Source organism: Novosphingobium sp. NDB2Meth1, from assembly GCF_900117425.1.
Classification (GTDB): domain Bacteria; phylum Pseudomonadota; class Alphaproteobacteria; order Sphingomonadales; family Sphingomonadaceae; genus Novosphingobium.
The window spans coordinates 494,328-513,250 of sequence record NZ_FPEH01000012.1 but is presented as its reverse complement, the minus strand read 5'-3'; the positions used below and the strand labels follow the sequence as shown (position 1 = coordinate 513,250).

At 67.7% G+C, this 18,923-nt stretch carries 9 protein-coding genes; 2 read left to right on the top strand and 7 right to left on the bottom strand.

Features of this window, described 5'->3' with window-relative positions; genetic code table 11:
• The 5 genes from NDB2M1_RS06870 to NDB2M1_RS06850 form a co-directional block, all read right to left on the bottom strand.
• Entirely contained in the window at positions 1 to 3,057 is a 3,057-nt protein-coding gene (locus NDB2M1_RS06870) for a CHAT domain-containing protein (protein ID WP_083554700.1), read from the bottom strand.
• Complete coding sequence (locus tag NDB2M1_RS06865) at positions 3,054 to 9,389, bottom strand: beta strand repeat-containing protein (protein ID WP_072380746.1); 6,336 nt, start codon at positions 9,387 to 9,389, stop codon at positions 3,054 to 3,056. Before NDB2M1_RS06865 ends, NDB2M1_RS06870 begins: the two co-directional genes overlap by 4 nt.
• A complete protein-coding gene (locus NDB2M1_RS06860) occupies positions 9,389 to 11,170 on the bottom strand; it encodes a ShlB/FhaC/HecB family hemolysin secretion/activation protein (RefSeq protein WP_072380744.1) in 1,782 nt (593 codons plus the stop codon). Before NDB2M1_RS06860 ends, NDB2M1_RS06865 begins: the two co-directional genes overlap by 1 nt.
• A 343-nt stretch (positions 11,171 to 11,513) precedes the next feature.
• Positions 11,514 to 14,246 carry a preprotein translocase subunit SecA gene (gene secA / locus NDB2M1_RS06855; protein ID WP_072380742.1) on the bottom strand — a complete coding sequence of 911 codons (2,733 nt, stop codon included), beginning with the start codon at positions 14,244 to 14,246 and terminating at the stop codon, positions 11,514 to 11,516.
• Between the two features lie 103 nt (positions 14,247 to 14,349).
• Complete coding sequence (locus NDB2M1_RS06850) at positions 14,350 to 14,610, bottom strand: hypothetical protein (RefSeq protein ID WP_072380740.1); 261 nt, start codon at positions 14,608 to 14,610, stop codon at positions 14,350 to 14,352.
• Positions 14,611 to 14,703: 93 nt separating this feature from the next.
• Between NDB2M1_RS06850 and argJ the strand changes: the two genes are divergently transcribed.
• The gene (gene argJ / locus NDB2M1_RS06845) at positions 14,704 to 15,930 is read left to right on the top strand and encodes a bifunctional glutamate N-acetyltransferase/amino-acid acetyltransferase ArgJ (protein WP_072380738.1); all 1,227 of its coding nucleotides are present in this window, start codon (positions 14,704 to 14,706) and stop codon (positions 15,928 to 15,930) included.
• 11 nt (positions 15,931 to 15,941) lie between these two features.
• Positions 15,942 to 16,745 carry an inositol monophosphatase family protein gene (locus NDB2M1_RS06840; RefSeq protein ID WP_083554713.1) on the top strand — a complete coding sequence of 268 codons (804 nt, stop codon included), beginning with the start codon at positions 15,942 to 15,944 and terminating at the stop codon, positions 16,743 to 16,745.
• 143 nt (positions 16,746 to 16,888) lie between these two features.
• Here the strand turns inward: NDB2M1_RS06840 and NDB2M1_RS06835 are convergent, their stop codons facing one another.
• Both NDB2M1_RS06835 and trxA read right to left on the bottom strand, forming a co-directional pair.
• Complete coding sequence (locus tag NDB2M1_RS06835) at positions 16,889 to 18,520, bottom strand: M20/M25/M40 family metallo-hydrolase (protein ID WP_072380736.1); 1,632 nt, start codon at positions 18,518 to 18,520, stop codon at positions 16,889 to 16,891.
• Between the two features lie 78 nt (positions 18,521 to 18,598).
• Positions 18,599 to 18,919: a thioredoxin gene (trxA, locus tag NDB2M1_RS06830; protein ID WP_054120442.1), complete on the bottom strand. Its 321-nt coding sequence runs from the start codon at positions 18,917 to 18,919 to the stop codon at positions 18,599 to 18,601.
• Positions 18,920 to 18,923 lie beyond the last annotated feature (4 nt).

Sequence of the window (18,923 nt, the reverse complement as noted above, 5' to 3'; positions counted from 1 at the left end):
TCAATGGGCGGGCTTTGCCGCATCGCCGACGACCACGAACGCCGCCCAGTAGAACGGATGCGAGGTCTGCGGATCGTCCATCAGCGCCGCTTCGGCCCCGGCGAGCGCATCGCCGACCGACTCGCCGCTCCTGCCGGCAATCAGCCCGCCGATGAGGCGGCGTGTGGCGTTGAAGTCATCCGGCACCGGCCAATGGCTGGCGATCACCGCCCGCGCCCCGGCTCCGGTGAAGGCGCGCACCAGCCCATCGAGCGCATAGTTGCCGCCCGTCGTCACGCCCGCCTCGCGGCTCGCGGCAATGGTTGCCATGCCCGCCGTGTCGCAGGCCGAGAGGATCACGAGATCGGCGTCGAGCTTCAGGTCGAATACCTCGCGGAAGGTCAGCAGCCCGTCCGATCCCTTGCCGCCAAAGCTGGTGACCAGCGCCGGGCGCGCCGGGCAATCCTTGCGCGGGGCCGATACGAGGCCGTGCGTGGCGAAATGGAGGACACGGTACTTGTCGAGCGCCGGATCTGACAGGAGGCCCGTATCGGTAAAGCTGCTGCCGGTCTTCACCACGCTCGTGCTGCCGAGTGTCCTGGCCGCAAACAGCAGTTCATCCGCTTTCACTGGACGCTGCCAAAGCGCCAGCGGCCAATCGCAGCTGTCGGCGACCGCCGTTACCGGGCGCTCACGGGGAACGCTGTTGTTGCCGAGGCCCAGATAGGGGCGCTGCGCCGCCGAGGGCGCGAGGGCTCTCAGATCGAGAAAGGCGCGCGGGCTCACCGCGATGGAAATGGCCCGCCCACGCCCGAACCACGCAATGCCGGTGAAGTCGAAGGCATCGGCATCGATGTCCGCCGTACGCGCCTTGTAGGCGGCGATCCCCGCATCGGACGCGACCAGCACCGCAGGCGGCAACTGGAGCATCGCCGCATCGGGTTCGAACACGAGGTGGCGCACCTGGGCCAACTCGGCATCGACCGGGCCGAACAGCGCCTTGTAGAGCGCGCGCGACCGGTCGAGATCGAAGGGCCGGTTGACCGCCTTGCCGTTCTCGACGGTGACGATGCTGTCGCGCACCTTCTGCACTTCGCGCGCGAGCTCCGTGCGCGAAAGCGGCACCGGGATCAGGCGCGCCGAGGCAGGGGTGGCATAGAGGCCGTAGAGGTCCTGACCGACCGCCACGAGCTTGTAGTAGGCCTCGCCCGGCCTCAGCGCGGACTGCATTTCGGCGAGGGCTACGCGTTTGGGCGCCAGCGCGGTGTAGCGGGGATAGGCGGCCAGTTTGGCGAGAATTTCGGTCTGTTCGCGGCGCAGGCCGGCGAGCGCTTCCTGCTGTGCGGCAAGGTCCGCGCTTTCGCTCACACTGGGCGTGGCCAGCGCACCGAGCCGGGCCACTTCACCCTCGGCGCGCACGATGTCGCGGCTGCGCGCGAGCGAGAGGCGGAACAGCGCGGCCGCCGCATCGTTGCCCGCAGCGAGCTGACGCGCGAGGATGGCCTGCGTCTGCGCAACACCGGGGCGTTCCAGCACTTGCGCGGCTGCAAAGGCAGGAGCGGCGCTTGCCACGGGATCGCTGCCTTGCCCTGCCAGCAGCGCGAAATAGGGCGCCAGCAAGTCGCGCAGGGTCGTGCCGCTGTCAGGGATCGCCGCACTGTCATCGACCACGCTGGCAAAGAGCTTCGCCGCCTGATCGCGCTCGCCCGCGTCGAGCAGGAAGGCAGCCTTGCGCGCCCGGGCAGAAAGCACGGCGGGCGAAGAGGGATAGGCCGCTTCAAGCGCCGCGATCGCCCGGTCAAGGCCCGCTTCGGCTTCGTCCTTGCGCCCGGCAGCACCCGCTATCCGCGCCATCTCGATATCGATTTCCGCCGAGAGCCAGATGATCGAACCGACCTGCCCGCCGCGCACCATAGCGAGGCGCGTGCGCGCTTCGGCAAAACCCTTGGCAGCTTCCTCCGTGCGGCCCGCCATCCGCGCCGCCGTCGCGCCGATCGCCAGCGCCTGCCCGTCAAGGATCTGCGCCTTTTCCATGCGGGTCAGCGACGGGTCCGGCACGCCCATGCGCCGGGTCGCCGCGTTCTCGCGGTTGATCGCATCGGCCAGCGGCAGGTTGATCACCCCGTCGGCCAGCCTGGCGCTGTCGAACACCGCGTTCACCGGATCGACGGGCCGGGCCAGTTCCGCTGCCGCCGCATCCGGACGGCGCTGGTTGAGCTGATCGAGCGCGCGGTAGTTGCGCAGCAGGCGCTGGCCAAGCCCGTCCCCTGCCAGCTGCGCCCGCTCGCTCTCGCCAAACAGCCGCGCCGCCGCCGCGAAATTGCCGAGGTTCGATTGCTGCAACCCTTCGTTGGCAAGCGCTTCGGCCATGTCCGCCTGCTCGCCCTTTTCGCCGCGCGCCTTTTCGGCGAGCACTTCGAAGAACGCTGCGGATTCGGCAAAGCTGCTGCCGTTGTTGCGCAGATAGCCCTCGCCGCGCACGCCGAGCGGATCGAGCAGCCCCGCCTGCAGCCGCGCAAAGGCCGCCGCATCGGTCACTTCGGTCGTCGCCACCCTGATCTCGCCGGGGACCGCCTTGCCCAGCACCACGCTCGCCAGCGCGAGCCGCAGCGCGGCGTCGTAGGCGGCAAGGCCTTCGACATAGTAGCTGGTGTCGCCGCGCGTCAGCGCATAGCGGCGGTAGTCGAGCCCACTTGCAGGATCGCGGCAGATCATCGCATCTACCCCGCCGAGCGCATCGATCACCGCGCGTCCAGTCCCGCCGCAGACCTGCTGCGGGCCAGCGGCGGCGGCAATCCCGGCGACAGGCGGCGCGTCGATCGGGAACGCGCGGCGCACGGCAACCAGTGTGCCGACCGGCCCTGCCGCATCACGGCACGACAAGGTGAACGCGCGGTCGAACATGCCGCGCAGCCGGGTATCCCGCGGGGCGACTTGCGCTGCGCAGACCACGCCCGCCGAACCGAGCCGGAAGTTGCTGCGTACCGAAAGCGGCACAGGACGGGCAGCCAGATCGACCGGCGCCAGCCCGCTCCCCAAGGCAGCGAGCGAGACGAGGAACCCAAGCACGCGCTTCACGGCCGCGCTCCTTCCAGCCCGCCACCCGCGATCAGCGCCGGGTTGCCGCTGCCGGCGATCGGCTCGTCGACCTGGCCCGGCAAGGCATCGGGCTGGACCGGCAGTAGCAGCGGCGGCGGCACGATCGCGTCCTTGCTCTGCGGCGGAGGGTTCTCGGGATCAAGCGGCGCGTCGTCGAGGATCGGCTTGTCGACAAATTCAATGATCGTGCGGATGCCCGGATCAGGCTGTAGGCTCACCCCGCAGGTCAGGGCGGTCAGCAGGCAGCCATTGAGGCGGCTGTCGGCGGTGAAGCCCGAGAAATCGAACCCGCTGGCCTTGAACTGGCGCCAGGCGGCCGCCCCGCTGACAAGGCCCGTGGCGGTGCGGAAGGTACCATTTATGATCACGGCAATCGGTGCGGCACTTGCCTGCGTCACCCTGAAAGTATCGAGCGGTTCCTCGAAGCCCAGCGGATCGAAGCCCGCGCCGGTCCGCTGGATATAGAAGCTGCGGCCCACGGTGAAATCAAGCGCCCCCGCGCGCAGCACCGGCCCATTGCCGCCCGCGCTGACCTGATCGAGCGCAGGCTCCACGCCGGCAAAGAACGGATCGACAGCCAACTGTGCGAGGAGCGATCCTGCCGCGACATGAATATCGCGCGCGTTGATACGCAAGGTCCCGGAGAGTGCCCCGCCTGTGCCCTGCACCGCGATGCTGCCCGTGTCAGAGGCGAGCTGGAACTGCCCGGTGCGGAAGACCAGCGCGTTGGTCGCGCGGAAACCGGTGGTGGCTAGAGCACCGGCGACGCGGATCGTCCCGCCGAATGTCCCGGCAGCCGCCGCGCCGGTGGTGAACTGCACGGCCCCCAGCGGATCGTCGATGGTGCTCCCCGCATCGGGGCCGGTCATATCGAGCTTGCCGATCAGGATATCGACCGGCCCGGACACATCAGGCGCGGAAACGAACAACGAACCGCTGTTGATCCGGCTCCATTCCCCGTTGTCGAGCGAGAAACCGCTGGTCGGCACGACACTGGCATCGAGCCCGTCGCCGATGCGCAGGCCCGCCGCATTGCGCGAGACCAGCGTGATCGTGCCCGTCAGACCCGCGTTGAGGCCGGCACCCGTCGGCAGATCGAGGTCGCTGGCGCGCAGTTCGATCACGGGTGATTGCCACACACCGCCAAGCCGCGCGGTACCGCCCGCATCGACCAAAATACTGCGAGTGGCCGAAATGCCCTGCGTCGCCGCATCACCTGCCACCGCGGCGGCAAACGTGGCGCCCGTGGCCGCTCCGACCAGCGTCAGACTACCGCCCGCCGCTACGAGCGGCTGCGCGAACACGGCATCAAAGTTGAACGCACCAATGGTGCCGCCCGCAGCCGCCAAACCATTGCCGGCGGCAAGAATGCGGCCGTTCGGCGACGTAAGGCGATCCGCGCGGATGCTTCCGCCCGCCAGCAGCACCATGTCGCGTGACTGCACCGCGTCCAGCGCAATATCACCTGCCGCGATCAGCGCAGCATCGGTGGCGGCGGTGACGGCGTTCGCCGTGAGCGATCCGCCGTTGGCCCGCACCTCGACCGTGCCAAGCCCCGCGCTCGCATTGCCGATCTGCACATTGCCGGTTCCATTGATCAGGACCGTGTTCGCCGCAGCAAGGTTGCCGAGCGTCACACCTCCCGCACTATTGCCGAGCTGGATCGTGTCGGCGGCGGTGATGGCTCCGCCTGTGATCGTGCCGCTCGCATTTCCGGACACCGTGCCGGTCCGCGCCGAGACATTACCGAACCCCAGCGTGCCATTCGCCGCCATGGTCACCGCCGCACCATCGACGGCGCCGGCCAGCACATTGCGCCCGCCAAGCTGGACCGTACCGCCGCCGGTCACCGCACCGGTCGCGAGATCACCCGCCGCCGTGACCGCCACGTTGCCGCCAGTAGCCGACAGCAGTCCGGTCGTTACCGCACCGAGGCCGGTGATCGTCACCCCGCCCACGCCTGCAAGATCGCCCGCTGTCAGCGCGCCGCCGGCACTCGCCACCAGGACATCGCCGGCAGTGGCGGAAGCGGTGGTCATCGTCGTGCCCGATTGCAGATCGATCCGTCCGCTCGCCCGAACGGCGCCCGTGCCCAGCGCAGTGCCCGCCTGCAGGTTGACCGTGCCGTTCGCGGCGCCCGCCGCCTGCACCGTCACATCCTGCACAATGATGCTGCCCAGCGTCAGCGCCGTCAGCTGTCCTGCACTGGTCGGGCCCGACAGGCTGATCAGCCCGCTCGTGGCAATTGCCGGCTGCGCAAATACCCCGGCGAGATTGTAGGAGACGAGCGGATTGCCGCCGAAGCCTGCCATCTCGTAATCCGCCAGCAGCACCCGCCCGGCTGCGGTGATCCCGCCGAGCACCTGGTTGCCCGCGCCGAGCACGACCACTTCGTTGCCGCTGATCGATCCGCTCGCAATCGCATTCGGCGAGAGCAGCGCGACATCGCCCCTCGCCCCCACATCGCCCAGCGCGATCCCGCCCCGACCCAGCGCGGTAACGCTGTATGTCGCGCCAGGCAGTGCCGAAGGGCTCACCAGACCGGCCGAGACCGCACCCGCGCCGAGCGTGCCGTCGGAATTGAGCAGCACGCTGTCACCGGCTGCGATCGGTCCACCCGAGAGAAGGCTGACGATGCCATCGAGCCTGATCCTCTGGCCCGCGCTGACCCCGCCGGTCACCAGCGCCGCCTGCGAACTCACGGTCGCGGAACCGACCGCGCCGACATTGCCGACGGTCACATTGCCCGGCGCGGTGATGAGGGCAGACCCGCCCGCCTGCACATTGCCCAGCGTTACCGTCGTGTTCGCGGTGACATCGATATCCCCCACCGCGGTCAGGTCATCGAGCCGAACCAGACCCGCCGCCGAGGTCAGGCTGAGCGCACCGCCGCTGTTGGCCGACAGATGGCCGAAGAGATTGCCGGACGTGCCCAGCGCCACCGACCCGCTGCCGAACAGCGTCCCGGCGGCTCCTGCAGGTACGGGTCCTTCGAGCCAGTCCGCCGCCGTCAGCGTGACATTGACGGCCCGCACATCGGCGGCGTCGAACGACGCGGTGAGGGTCCCCGGCGTCACGAAGCTGAGGTCGCCGGTCAGCGTGGTGTTGCCCCCGGCCAGCGCAATGTCGGAGGACGGTGCGGTGGCGGTCGGTGTGCCGACGGCAAGGAAGCTCATGTTCCCGGCATCGATGGTCCCGCCGCTCATACGCCAGGCCAGTGGCCGACCCAGCACGGTGGCATTGCCCGGCGTGCCGCCCTTGCCCGTCTCGGCCGAGGCGCTGAACGTCAGATCGGCGGCGACGAGCGCGCCCTTCTGTGCCGGTTGCCCGCTGCGGCTGCCCACTTCGAGCCGCGCGCCCAGCGGCAACGGCGCGCCGCCCGCATCACCGACGAAGCCATTTCCGGCCGTGCCGCCCAGACCAGTGCTGCCGCCGATGCCACCGGCATCGACCAGTGCAGGCGCGGCGATGGTAACCTTGCCGCCCTGCGCGACAAGGCTCGCGCCGCCGCCATAGCCAACGCCGCCATTGCCAGCGGCGCCAGGTGTCGAGGCGCCCACGCTCGCCGCGCCGCCGCTACCACCTGTCCCGCGGGCAGTGACCGATAGAGGCGCAAAGTCGGCCGATCCGGTGTTGACCGCCCCGGTATCGAGCCCGCTCACCACCCCGATCTGCGCGGTCCCTGCTCTCCCGGTCCCGCCAGCCCCGCCGTTCTGGCCGGTGATCGGAATGCTCGACACCGTAAAGCCGGCGCCGCCATTGCCGCCATTACCGCTCGCATTGATGCTGGTCTCGCCCAGGCTCAGCGCGCCGTTGCCCGCCTCGGCCAGCGCACGCGCGCTGCCGCCGGTGCCATTGCCGCCTGCGCCGCCGGGTGCATCGAAGAAGGCCGGCGAACTGCCCGTCCCGCCATCGCCGCGCGCGCTCACGCTGGCGCCGAGGAACGTCACCTTGGCATCGCCTTCCAGCGCGCTGTAGGCGATCACGTCGGCAGATGTGCCCTGCCCGGCGCCGCCATAGCCGCCATTGAAGCCGCTCCCGCCGATCCCGTCTCCACGCACCACGAGCGCCGAGCCGGTGACCGTGCCATTGCGCGCGGAAACCGCTGCCGTGCCGCCGAGACCAGCTCCCCCGTTGCCGCCAGAGCCGCCAATGCCTTGGGCCGAAACAACGGTGTCGCTCACCGACGAGATCAGCCCGCCGCCACCGATTGCGCTCGCATCGCCGGCGATGAGCCCGGCCGCGCCGCCGGTCCCCCTGCCGCCGGTCCCGCCCGAACCGGGCAAGCCCGAAGCAAAGGCGTTCACGGTCGCGCCCGCGCCGCCAAGGCCGTCGGCCCGCACGACCAGCGACTGCGCGGTGGTGATCCGGCCGCCGGTCGAGCGCACAAACGCGCTGCCGCCCTGTGCCGCGCCGCCGTCCTTGCCGCTATCCGTCGCCGCCGAACCGCCGCGCCCGGAAGCATCGAGCCCGAGCAAACCATCCAGCGTAAAGGTTGCCCCCGACGCGGCAATCACGCTCGCGCTGCCGCCCGTCCCGGTGCCGCCCTCGACCGTGCAGGAAATGCAGCGCTGTCCGTCACCGCCGAAACCGCGCGCATCAAGCGTCGTGCCACCACCCACGCCGAGCGTGCCGCCGCCCGCCTTCCCGTCGATAAGGGCCTGCCCGCCGGTGCCGCTCGCCCCGACCAGTCCGTCGAGCAATGCCGAGCCTCCGACACCGCTGGCATCGAGCAGCAGATTGCCGCGGATGGTCACCGTCGAGGCGCCCTCGAGCGACAGCTGCGCCGTGCCGCCGGTGCCCGCGTTGGGACCGGTCGGCGGGGCTGCGGGACCGGCAGTACCCCCGGCAATGCCCTCGGCTCTTGCGGATATGGTAAGATCGCCGCCGACGCCGACCGTGGCACCGCCGCGTGCCGCGAGCGCGGCGGTGCCGGCCAGCGCATCGAGATCGACCGTGGGGGCGCGAGCACTGCTGATCGTGGCGGAACCGCCGACCGTCAGCGTGCCCTGATCCACCGTGACCGAAGCATTCCCGCTGTCGGTGATCGCCGCTCCCGCAACCTGTCCGGCATCCAGCGCCGTCAGTTGCAGATTGCCTGTGAGATCGAGCGTCGACCCCACACCACCGACCGAAATGAACGCGCCGTCGTCCGTCGCCGCCGCGGGATCACGCACGCCGGAAAGCGAAAGGTTCGAGGCAAAGTTCGATGTGTTCCCGCTGTCCACCGTCAGCGATGCCTGCCCGGTTGCCTTGCCGGTCACTTGCGACGTCGCGGTGATCGCGCCCACGGCAAGCGCCGCCGGGACAGCACCGCCCGCCGCAGAACGGACCAGATCGATCGCCCCGCCGGTCACACCGTAGCCCGCCGAAAGCACCACGGCATTGCCATCGACATCCGCGGCGCCCGCCACGTCGAAACCGAGCGAACTGCCCGCCTTGATCGCCATCGTGATGGCATCGTTGCGCGGCACGGCAACCATGTAGACCCGGTGCGCGGTGTTGATCGTGCCGACCGGGCCGGTGATCGTGCCGTCATGGGTCACCACTTCACCCGCCGCGCTGGTGCCCTGATCGATCTGGATATCGAACAGGCCATTGGGCCGGAACGAGATTGTCGATGCATCCGCCGCGACGATCACGGCCGACCCGTCGACATCGATCGTACCCGATTGCACCACCTTGGGCGCGATCAGTGCGACATAGGCATTGGTCAGCCCTGCCCTGATCTGCGCGCCCTTCTGGACTTCAACCCGGCTGCCAGCATTGGCCGGCAAAAAGTTGAAAGTGCCTGCAGTTCCGAACGCACCGGTTGCGGTATCGTAATTCAGGTCCGATGCTGTCAGCACGAGGTTGCCGATATCGAACACGCCCGTCGAGGACACGAGAATGCCGCCTGGGCTATAGAAGAACACGGTCCCGCCCCGGCTGATCGCGCCGGTGCCAAGATCGACGAGCTGCGACCTGACCGTGCCGTTGAACACGATCGGACGGGTCACGTCATTGGGCACGATCCGGTTCAGCACCGTGAGCACCGTGGCATCCTGATTGGTGAACAGCGCGCTGGTGCCTGCCGTCTGGAATTCGATCGGGCCGCCTCCGATCACTGTATCGTTGGGCGACCAGTTGATCACGACATTCGGCGAATTGGTGGCGACTGTGGTGGTGCCCGCTCCGGTGATGATCGACCCGGCCCCGGCGACGATCGTGCCCGTCGCGTTGAACGACTGCGCCCGGGCGGCCATCGGGGCAGAGGCAAGGATCGCGGCCATCGCGAGCAGCGAAGCGGCGCTGGCAAAGCTCGGGCGCATCAGCGGCCTCCCCACGGCAAGAGACGCGTGGTCAGCGAGACCAGCACGCGCGGCGCCGGCCTGCGGCCGTTGAACCCCGCCGCGTCAAGCGGGACAGCGACGCTGGCATCGAGCCGGAACCGGCTGCCCAGATCCGCGCGCAACCCGCCGCCGACCGAACTCAGCCGCTGCGGCTTGCCCGCGCCGCGATCCCACGCCCACGCGGCATCGACAAACGCGAAAGGCTGGACCACCGGGCCATTGCCGCGCCCGATCGGCAGGCGCGGCCCGCGCAATTCGGTCGCCACGCCGACTCCGCTGTCACCGGTGATGACACCAGGATCATAGCCTCGTCCAACCGTGTAGTTTCCCGGTGCAAAGGCTTCAAACCCAAGCACTTTCCGAAACGCATACTGCCCGCGCGGATGGACCACGAACGACAAGCGTCCCAGCGCGCGTTCGTACTCCACCTCGGCGCGCACCACCGTTGCGGCAGGAGAACCATCGAAGCGGCTCGTCGGCACCCGGCTGCCGCAAGCGATCCCAAGGCACGAAGGCGAGGCTCCCAGCGCGGCGACGCCCTGCCGGACTTCCAGCGATCCATCAAGGCGCCACGCCGGTTCGGCGCGGGACAAATCCATCCGGTCGAAATCAAGCCGCGCCCAGAACACCCGCAGCCGGTCGCGGCTGAGCGGCAGGATCAAGGTGGCGTCCTGGTTGAGCAGATCGAAGCCGCCGCCAAGCCAGAGATCGCCAGCCTGCGAGCGCACCAGCGGGTAACGCGCATAGAGGCTCGCGAGCAAGGTCCGCGCATCGAGCTTCGCGCCGCCGGCCGCCTGTCCGAGATCGGGCTGCGTCCACGCATATGTCAGCGAAGCGCCGACCACGAGGCCTTGGCTGCCAGGCCGGAACTCGTGGCTCGCCTGAAAGATCCGCTGCTCGCGAAAATCGGACGTCGAATAATAGGAGAGCGTTGTCGCATCCCCCATCCCGGTGATGCCAAAGGCCTGCACCCGCAACTGGCCGCCCCAGCGCCCGGTGGCGGCAGAAGCGAGGTTCTGGACCGAGAAGTCGGCGGTAACAGCTTGGCGCAGAACGGTTACATCACCTATCAAGTCACCTGGCGCAGTACCCGCCGGACGCAAGGTGAGCTGCACATTGTAGCCCGGCAGATCGCGCGCCAGCAGCAGATAGCGTTCGGCCTTGTTGCGGTCGAAGATATCGTCCCGCGTCAGCCGACCGAGATAGGCCATCAGCTTGCGCTCGGCCCCGCGTGTCTCACCCCGCGCGCGGATCGCGGTGATCCGGGCATAGAGCACTTCGAGCCGCACCTGCCCGTTCTCGATCCGCTGGACAGGTACTTGCACCGCAGCCAGATAGCCCTTGGCGCGCAGGATCGTCGCCGCCGCATCGCGGATCTCGCAGAGCACGGCAATCGGCTGCGGCGTTCCCGCATAGGGCTTCCACGCCGCTTCCATGTCCTCTGCCGTCGCGCCTTTGAGGCCATTGAAAGCGACGGCGGTGATGGTGGTGGTGATCTTGGCGAACTGCGGATCGGCCAGCGGGCAGCCCGACCGTTCGATCCCGCCGGAAACAGAGAGCCGCGGCGCCTGAACGGCAGGCGCGCGCGTTATCCCGCCCAGTTCGTCACGGCTCGGTCCGGCAATCGTCGGCGTGCTCACTTGTGCGAAAGCGGTGACCGGAACCATGACCGGGCAGAACGCCAGGGCGAGGGCGTTGGCCACCCAGCCCCCAAGGACCGCGAGGCCCTTTCGTTTGCCGCCTTTTTCCCCCTCTCGCATTGCCGAGACCCTTGTTCATACTGCGGCGGTCGTCGCGGCCCCATTCTCGTGTTTTCTCTGCGCGTAGCAAGCGCGGAGTCGAAGAGTCAAACAGGATGTGCGTACCGGTAAGGCCCTGTTTACCAGTGACTTTTCGCACAACTGCACCAAATCGGTACCGATGCGGAGATTGTTGGAGCGAAGATGGCAAACCGGACCGAAAGGCCCGGACGCCAGCCCGGGCGGCAATATACCGCAACAAATCAGTCCGTTACGGTTCTTTGGCGTCCGAGACTCGTGCCAGACACGTCAGGGAGCTAAGGAGCTCCTGCCAGCCACGTACCCCGGATCGCAGCTCCCGGCCTCAGGCCAGCGCGCCATGGCAGTGCTTGTACTTCTGCCCCGACCCGCACGGACAGGCCGCATTCCGGCTGATGCCCATCCCCGCATAGGGATCCGTACCCGCCGCCGCCAGCGCGCCCGAACCGGCCATCGGCGGCGTGAACGTGCCAAACAGCTGCCCCGCAGGCACCGGCCGGGCATCATCCTCGCCGGTCAGCGGATCGATATGGCTGGTGAGGAAGTCGGGCAGTTCGGGCAGCTGGAAGTCCTCCGGCGCGCTCATGCGGATCTCGCTGGTCATGAGAATGCGCGTCACGTCCTCGCGGATCACTTCGAGCATCTTCTCGAACAGCCCGAAAGCTTCCTGCTTGTATTCGTTGATCGGCGTCTTCTGCGCATAGGCACGCAGGAACACCACCTGCCGCAGCGCATCGAGCGTCGCGAGGTGCTCCTTCCAGTGGTGGTCGAGCCGCTCCAGCAGCACCGACTTCTCCAGATTGCGCCACGATGCCGGTTCCACCGTCTCGAGCTTGGCCGCCATCTTCGCCTCGGCGAGCGCGGCGATGCGCTCCTCGATGACTTCCGGCTCCAGCCCGTCTTCCGCCAGCCACGCGTCAAACGGCGGCTCGAGGCCCAGCACCTCGCCCACGCGTTGCGCCAGCGCCGGAACGTTCCACTGCTCGGGGTACGATCCCGGCGGGCACGCATCGCCGACGATCGCGTTGATCGTGTCCGTGCGCATGTCGAGCACGACATCGTCCACCGCCTCGGCATCCATGATGTCCGCGCGCTGCTCGTAGATCACCTTGCGCTGGTCGTTCATCACGTTGTCGTATTCGACGACCTGCTTGCGCACGTCGTAGTTGCGCGCCTCGACCTTCTTCTGCGCGGTCTCGATCGCCTTCGAGAGCCAGCGCGAACCGATCGCCTCGCCGTCCGCGAGGTTCGAATTCATCATGCGGGCAAACAGCGTATCCGGCCCGAAGATGCGCAGCAGGTCGTCCTCGAGGCAGAGATAGAACTTGGAAAGCCCCGGATCGCCCTGACGGCCCGAACGGCCGCGCAGCTGGTTGTCGATGCGGCGGCTTTCGTGGCGCTCGGTGCCGATCACGCAAAGCCCGCCGGCAGCAAGCACCTTGGCTTTCTCCTCGGCGACTTCCGCCTTGATCCGGGCAATCGCGGCATCGCGCTCAGGCCCTTCCGGCATGTCGCGCAGCTCGTCCTCGATGCGGAACTCGGCATTGCCGCCCAGCTGGATGTCGGTCCCGCGCCCGGCCATGTTGGTGGCGATGGTGACCGCGCCGATCCGGCCCGCCTGCGCCACGATATGCGCTTCCATCTCGTGGAACCGCGCATTAAGCACGCTGTGCTTCACGCCTTCCTTGTTGAGGAACTCGGACAGCATTTCCGACTTCTCGATCGATACCGTGCCGACGAGCACCGGCTGCCCGGTCTCGTACCGCTCGCGGATCAGCTTCGCGATGGCCTGGAACTTGTCGGTGGTGTTCTTGTAGAACTCGTCTTCCTCGTCGCGGCGCTGCACCGGCACGTTGGTCGGAATGGTGACGACGTTCATCTTGTAGATGTCGAAGAATTCCGGCGCTTCCGTCGCGGCGGTGCCGGTCATGCCCGAAAGCTTGGGGTACATGCGGAAGTAGTTCTGGAAGGTGATCGAGGCCATCGTCTGGTTCTCGGGTTCGATCTGCACGCCTTCCTTGGCTTCGACCGCCTGGTGCAGGCCATTCGACCAGCGCCGCCCGTCCATCATGCGGCCGGTGAATTCGTCGATGATGACGACCTTGCCGTCCTTCACGATGTAGTCGATGTCGCGCTTGAACATGACGTTGGCCTTGAGCGCCTGATCGAGGTGGTGGACCACCATCGTGTTCTCGACGTCATAGAGGTTCGACCCGACCAGGAGCCCGGCTTCTTCCAGCTTGCGCTCGACCCACTCGACACCGTCTTCGGTGAGCGAGATGTTCTTGGTCTTCTCGTCCGCCTCGTAGAGCGAGGGATCGATCTGCTTCACCACAGCATCGACCGAGACATAGAGCTCGCTCTTGTCGTCCGTGGGCCCCGAAATGATCAGCGGCGTGCGCGCCTCGTCGATCAGGATCGAGTCCACTTCGTCGACGATCGCGAAGTTGAACGGGCGGTGCACCATCTGGGACCGTTCGTGCTTCATGTTGTCGCGCAGGTAGTCGAAGCCGAGCTCGTTGTTGGTGGCGTAAGTGATATCGGCCTCATAGGCCTGCCGCCGCTCGTACTCGTTCATGTTGGGCACAATCACGCCGACCGTCAGGCCGAGGAACTTGTGGATCTGGCCCATCCATTCCGCGTCGCGCCGGGCGAGGTAGTCGTTGACCGTGACGACGTGCACGCCCTTGCCCTCGATCGCATTGAGGTAGGACGCGAGCGTCGCGACCAGCGTCTTGCCCTCGCCGGTGCGCATTTCCGCGATTTCGCCGCGGTGGAGCACGATGCCGCCGATCATCTGCACATCGAAGTGGCGCATGCCGAGCACACGGCGCGAAGCCTCGCGGCAGGTGGCAAAGGCTTCAGGCAGGATGTCGTCGAGCGTCTTGCCCGCTTCCAGCTGGGCGCGCAGCTTGGCCGTCTGGCCCTGCAGTTCCGCGTCGCTGAGCGCCTGCATTTCGGGCTCATAAGCGGCGATGGCGCGCACGATCTTGTCGAGCGACTTGACGTAACGATCGTTGGACGACCCGAAAATGGCCTTGGCAATGCTGCCGAGCATGGCTGGATTCCTGTTGTAGAGAATGGGGTGCGCGGTGAGTGCCGCGTTGGTCAAAGGTCCACGCAACGGGGCGCGGACGCGGGAAGCTTATGGAAGGCGCGCCCTATTCGAGCGGGCGGTCGCAGATCTCGATGCTGATCGTGCGGCCAAGGGCGAGCACGGGCACCACAACGGTGCGGATGAGGCGCCGTCGGCAAGCGGGGCGCTGTGCCCTTGCATGGGCAGCAACGGCCTTCTGCTCGGCACTTGCCACGAGTATCGAGCCCGCCGCCGAACCAACAACTTCCGCACGCGCAGAAGACGCCGTCACTTCGGCAAGCGACAGGCCCGAAAGCAGGGCAAGAAGAACGAGCAGAAGCCGCATCGAGGCGCCAGATAAGCGGTAATGCGAAGAACGTCCACCACCGCGCCGCAGATTTATTGAAGCGCGCCGCTCCGCGCGCTAGGGCCGCTGGCCATGAGCCACGCCATCTCCCCCCTCGCCCAGCCCTTCCCCGCGCTTCCCGCGATTGCCGGAGCAACCCCGCGCATCGCCCGCGCCGGGTACAAGGACTGGGGCCGCTGCGACCTGACCTTTGTCGAACTCGCCGAGGGTACGGCGGTGGCCGGGGTGTTCACCCGCAATATCTGCTGCTCCTCCGAAGTCGACCTCGGGCGCCAGAACGTGGGACAAGGCCGCGCGCGGGCGCTGGTGGTCAATGCCGGCAATTCCAACGCCTTCACCGGCTATCGCGGGCGCGAGGCGGTCGAGGCGATCATGGATCAGGTCGCCGGCCACATCGGCTGCCCGCGCGAGCAGGTCTTCGTTTCCTCCACCGGCGTGATCGGCGTGCCGCTCCCCAAGGACAAGGCGCGCGCCGGGATCGAGGCGGCGCTGCAGGCCAAGCCTTGCACATGGCAAGACGCCGCCAACACCATCGGCACCACCGATACGTTCGCCAAGGGCGCAACCGCCACCGCCATGGTCGGCGGCGTCAAGGTGACGCTCAGCGCCATCATCAAGGGCAGCGGCATGATCGCGCCCGACATGGCGACCATGCTCGGCTATGTCTTCACCGATGCAGCAGTCGACCCGGCCTTCCTGCAGGCCTGCCTGTCGGACGCCAACCAGCGCACCTTCTCGTGCATCACCGTCGACAGCGACACCTCGACCAGCGACACCGTCCTTGCCTTTGCTACCGGCGCAGCCGGCAACGCCCCGCTGGTCTCGGCGGACAGCCCCGGCGCCGACGCCTTCGCCGCCGCGCTGCACGATGTCTGCCGCCAGCTCGCCCACCTCGTCGTGCGCGACGGTGAAGGGGCGCAGAAGTTCATCGCGGTCGCCGTGAGCGGCGCTGTCAGCGACGAGAGCGCCCGCCGCGTCGGTCTCGCCATCGCCAACTCGCCGCTGGTGAAGACCGCCATCGCGGGCGAGGACGCCAACTGGGGCCGCGTCGTCATGGCCGTCGGCAAGGCCGGCGAACCGGCGGACCGCGACCGCCTCTCCATCGGCTTCGGCGGCACCTGGGCCGCGCGCCAAGGCCAGCCCCTGCCGGACTACGATGAAGCCCCCGTCGCAGCGCACCTCAAGGGACAGGAGATCAGCATCGAGGTCGATCTCGGCCTCGGCGAAGGCCGCGCCACCGTGTGGACCTGCGATCTCACCCACGGCTACATCGCCATCAACGCCGACTATCGGTCGTAAGGGTGGCGCTCGTGAGCACCGCGCTCGATACCGCCGTCGCCGCCCTGATGCGCCGCGTTGCGCGGGAGGCCATCCTGCCGCGCTACCAGACGCTGGCGGAGCACGAAGTCATCGCCAAGGCGGCGAACGACACGGTCACGATTGCCGATACCGAGGCCGAAGCCCTGCTCGCCGAGGGCCTCGCGGCGATCCTGCCCGAAGCGGCCATCGTCGGTGAAGAAGCCGTCCACGCCGATCCCGCCCTCATCTCGCGGCTCGATACCGGCCTGTGCTGGATCATCGATCCCGTCGACGGCACCAACAACTTCGCCGCCGGCAAGCCGCCCTTCGGCATCATCCTCGCGCTCAGCGACGGCGGCGAAACGCAAAGCGGGTGGATCTACGACCCGCTGCAAGACCGCCTCTGCATCGCGCACAAGGGCCAGGGCGCGTTCGTAAACGGCGAGCGTGTCACCGCCCGCACCACCGGCGAAACCCCGCCCATAGCGGCGATCAGCACGGTGTTCCTCGATCCCGCGCAGCGCGCCGCCGTGCAGGCCCGCATCGCGCCCTACTACACGCTCGTCGACATCCCGCGCTGCGCCGCCGAGCAGTACCCCCGCCTCGTCCTTGGCGTGAATGACATCTCGGTGTTCGAGCGCACTCTGCCGTGGGACCACGCGGCGGGCGTGCTCTTCGTCAACGAAGCAGGGGGCAAGTCAGCGCGGCCCGACGGGTCACCCTACCGCACCGATCAGCATGGGCAAAAAGGCCTGTTTGCAGCCTCTTCACCCGCACTGTTCGATCAGTTTATAAAGCACAGCACGGTGGACTGACACACCCGACCCCCCATCCCAAACCCCGCTCATGCTGAGCTTGTCGAAGCATCTTGAGCAACCGTGGTTCTGGCACCCTTCGACAAGCTCAGGGTGAGCGGGCATGGAGGAGGCATTGCCCAGCCCCCGACCTCGCCCGACACTCACTGCGAGGGATCGCGCACCTTGAACGGGTCGGTCGGCGCAGGCTGCGTCGGCAGCACGGCGCGCGGCAGTTCCTTGTCGCTGTTGGCCGCCTGCCACAGCATCCCCGCCATCACCACCGCCGCCTGCCGCATATCGTCGGCACGCATGTGGTCCACCGTATCGAGGTTCGAGTGGTGGACGCGACTGTCATAGTCGAGCGGGTCCTGGATGAACTGATACCCGGGCAGACCGATCGCCTGCAGGAACACGTGATCGGTGCCGCCGGTCTTGCTCACCACCAGCTTGTCCGCACCCAGCATGTCGAACGGCGCAAGCCATTCCTTGAGCAGCTTTTCCGCGCCCAGATTGCCCTCGCTGTAGATGCCGCGGAACCGGCCCGAGCCGTTGTCCATGTTGAAGTAGGCCTTGAGCTGGCTGTATTCCGGCTTCGGCGTGATCGGGAAGGCATTGCGCCACGCGATGTAGCTGTCGATGCCCTTGAGCGAGGGATCGACCGGGCGGCTCGCATAGTGCTGGTCGATATAGGCGCGGCTGCCGAGCAGCCCCTGCTCCTCGCCGCTCCACAGCACGAAGCGGATGGTGCGCTTGGGCTTGATGCCGAGCTTGGAAATCAGCCGCGCCGCCTCAAGCACCGTGATGCTACCCGCGCCGTTGTCATTGGCGCCGTCGCCCGCGATCCAGCTGTCGAAATGCGCCCCGGCCATGACGTAGCCCGCCTTGGGATCGCTCCCCGGAATTTCGGCGACAACGTTCTCGGCCTTGAGATTGCTTTCGTCATAGCGCGCCGCGACGGTGATCGCGATGGTCGGCGCATCCCCGGTCTTCGCCAGCCGCACCAGCTTGCGGTAGTCCTCCTGCGCGAGCTCGACGGCGGGCCGCGCAAGGGTCTGGCCGGGCTGGAAATCATAACCCTCGCCGTGGACGAGCTTCCCATCACGGTAGCTCATCTTGACGACGGCGAGCGCGCCCTCGGCCTTGAGAAACGCCGCAAGCTTGCCGAAAAAGCGGCGGTTCTTCACCTGCAAGGCCGCCGCGTCCGGATCGAACACAGGCTTGGTGTAGGTATCAAGCTCGGCGATCTCGGCATCGGTGTAGCGCTGGAACACCGGCCCCTTGCTCTCGCTGGTCTGGCCCGGCAGCGAAACGAGCACGATCTTGCCCGCGAGCTTGCCTTTCCATTCCGCGAAATGCTCCTCGCGCGACATCGGCGCGATGACGACCGGCGCCCGCACCGTGCCGCTGGTGGCCGGCGACCACGCGACGGGAATCGCCGTCAGCGGCAGCGCCCGCGGGGTGACCATGGCCACCGAATAGCTGTCGAGGTTCCAGCCAGCGCCGAAGTCGAACGGCTCGACATGCACGTTGGCAAGGCCGCGCTGCCGCAGCAGGTCCATCGCCCAGCTTTCCGCCTTGCGATGGTTCTCCGAATTGGTGAGGCGCGGGCCGATGCGGTCCATCAGCGCGGAGGCGGTGGTCATCGCCTCGCTGCGGTTCATGCCTTCATCGATGATCCGGGCAATCGCGGCACTGTCACCATCGGGCGCGGCAGCAGCGGCAATCGGGATCGCAGAGGCAAGCAGCGCCGCCGCGAACAGAGGGACAAACCGGCGAGAGGCAGAAAAAGACATCAGGCAAGGCTCCGGAACTGGGTGCAGACTGCGAACCGGCAGTCTTGCACCCCGTTCCGGCCTTGCCAAGCCGCTGTCTTAAAGAACGCTCTCCAGCCAGCCCTTGAGCTGGCTCTTGGGCGCAGCGCCCAGCTTCTGCGCGACCGCCTTGCCGTCCTTGAACAGCACCATCAGCGGGATCGACTGCACGCCGATTTCGCCGGGGATCGAGGTGTTTTCCATGATGTCCATCTTCACGATGGAGACCTTGTCCGCGAGCTCTTCCGAAATCTCTTCGAGCGCGGGGGCGATCATCTTGCAGGGGCCGCACCAGTCCGCCCAGAAGTCGACAAGCACGGGCTTGTCGGCGCCCAGAACGTCGGTGGCGAAGCTGGCATCGGTAACGGCTTTGGTGGCCATGGCA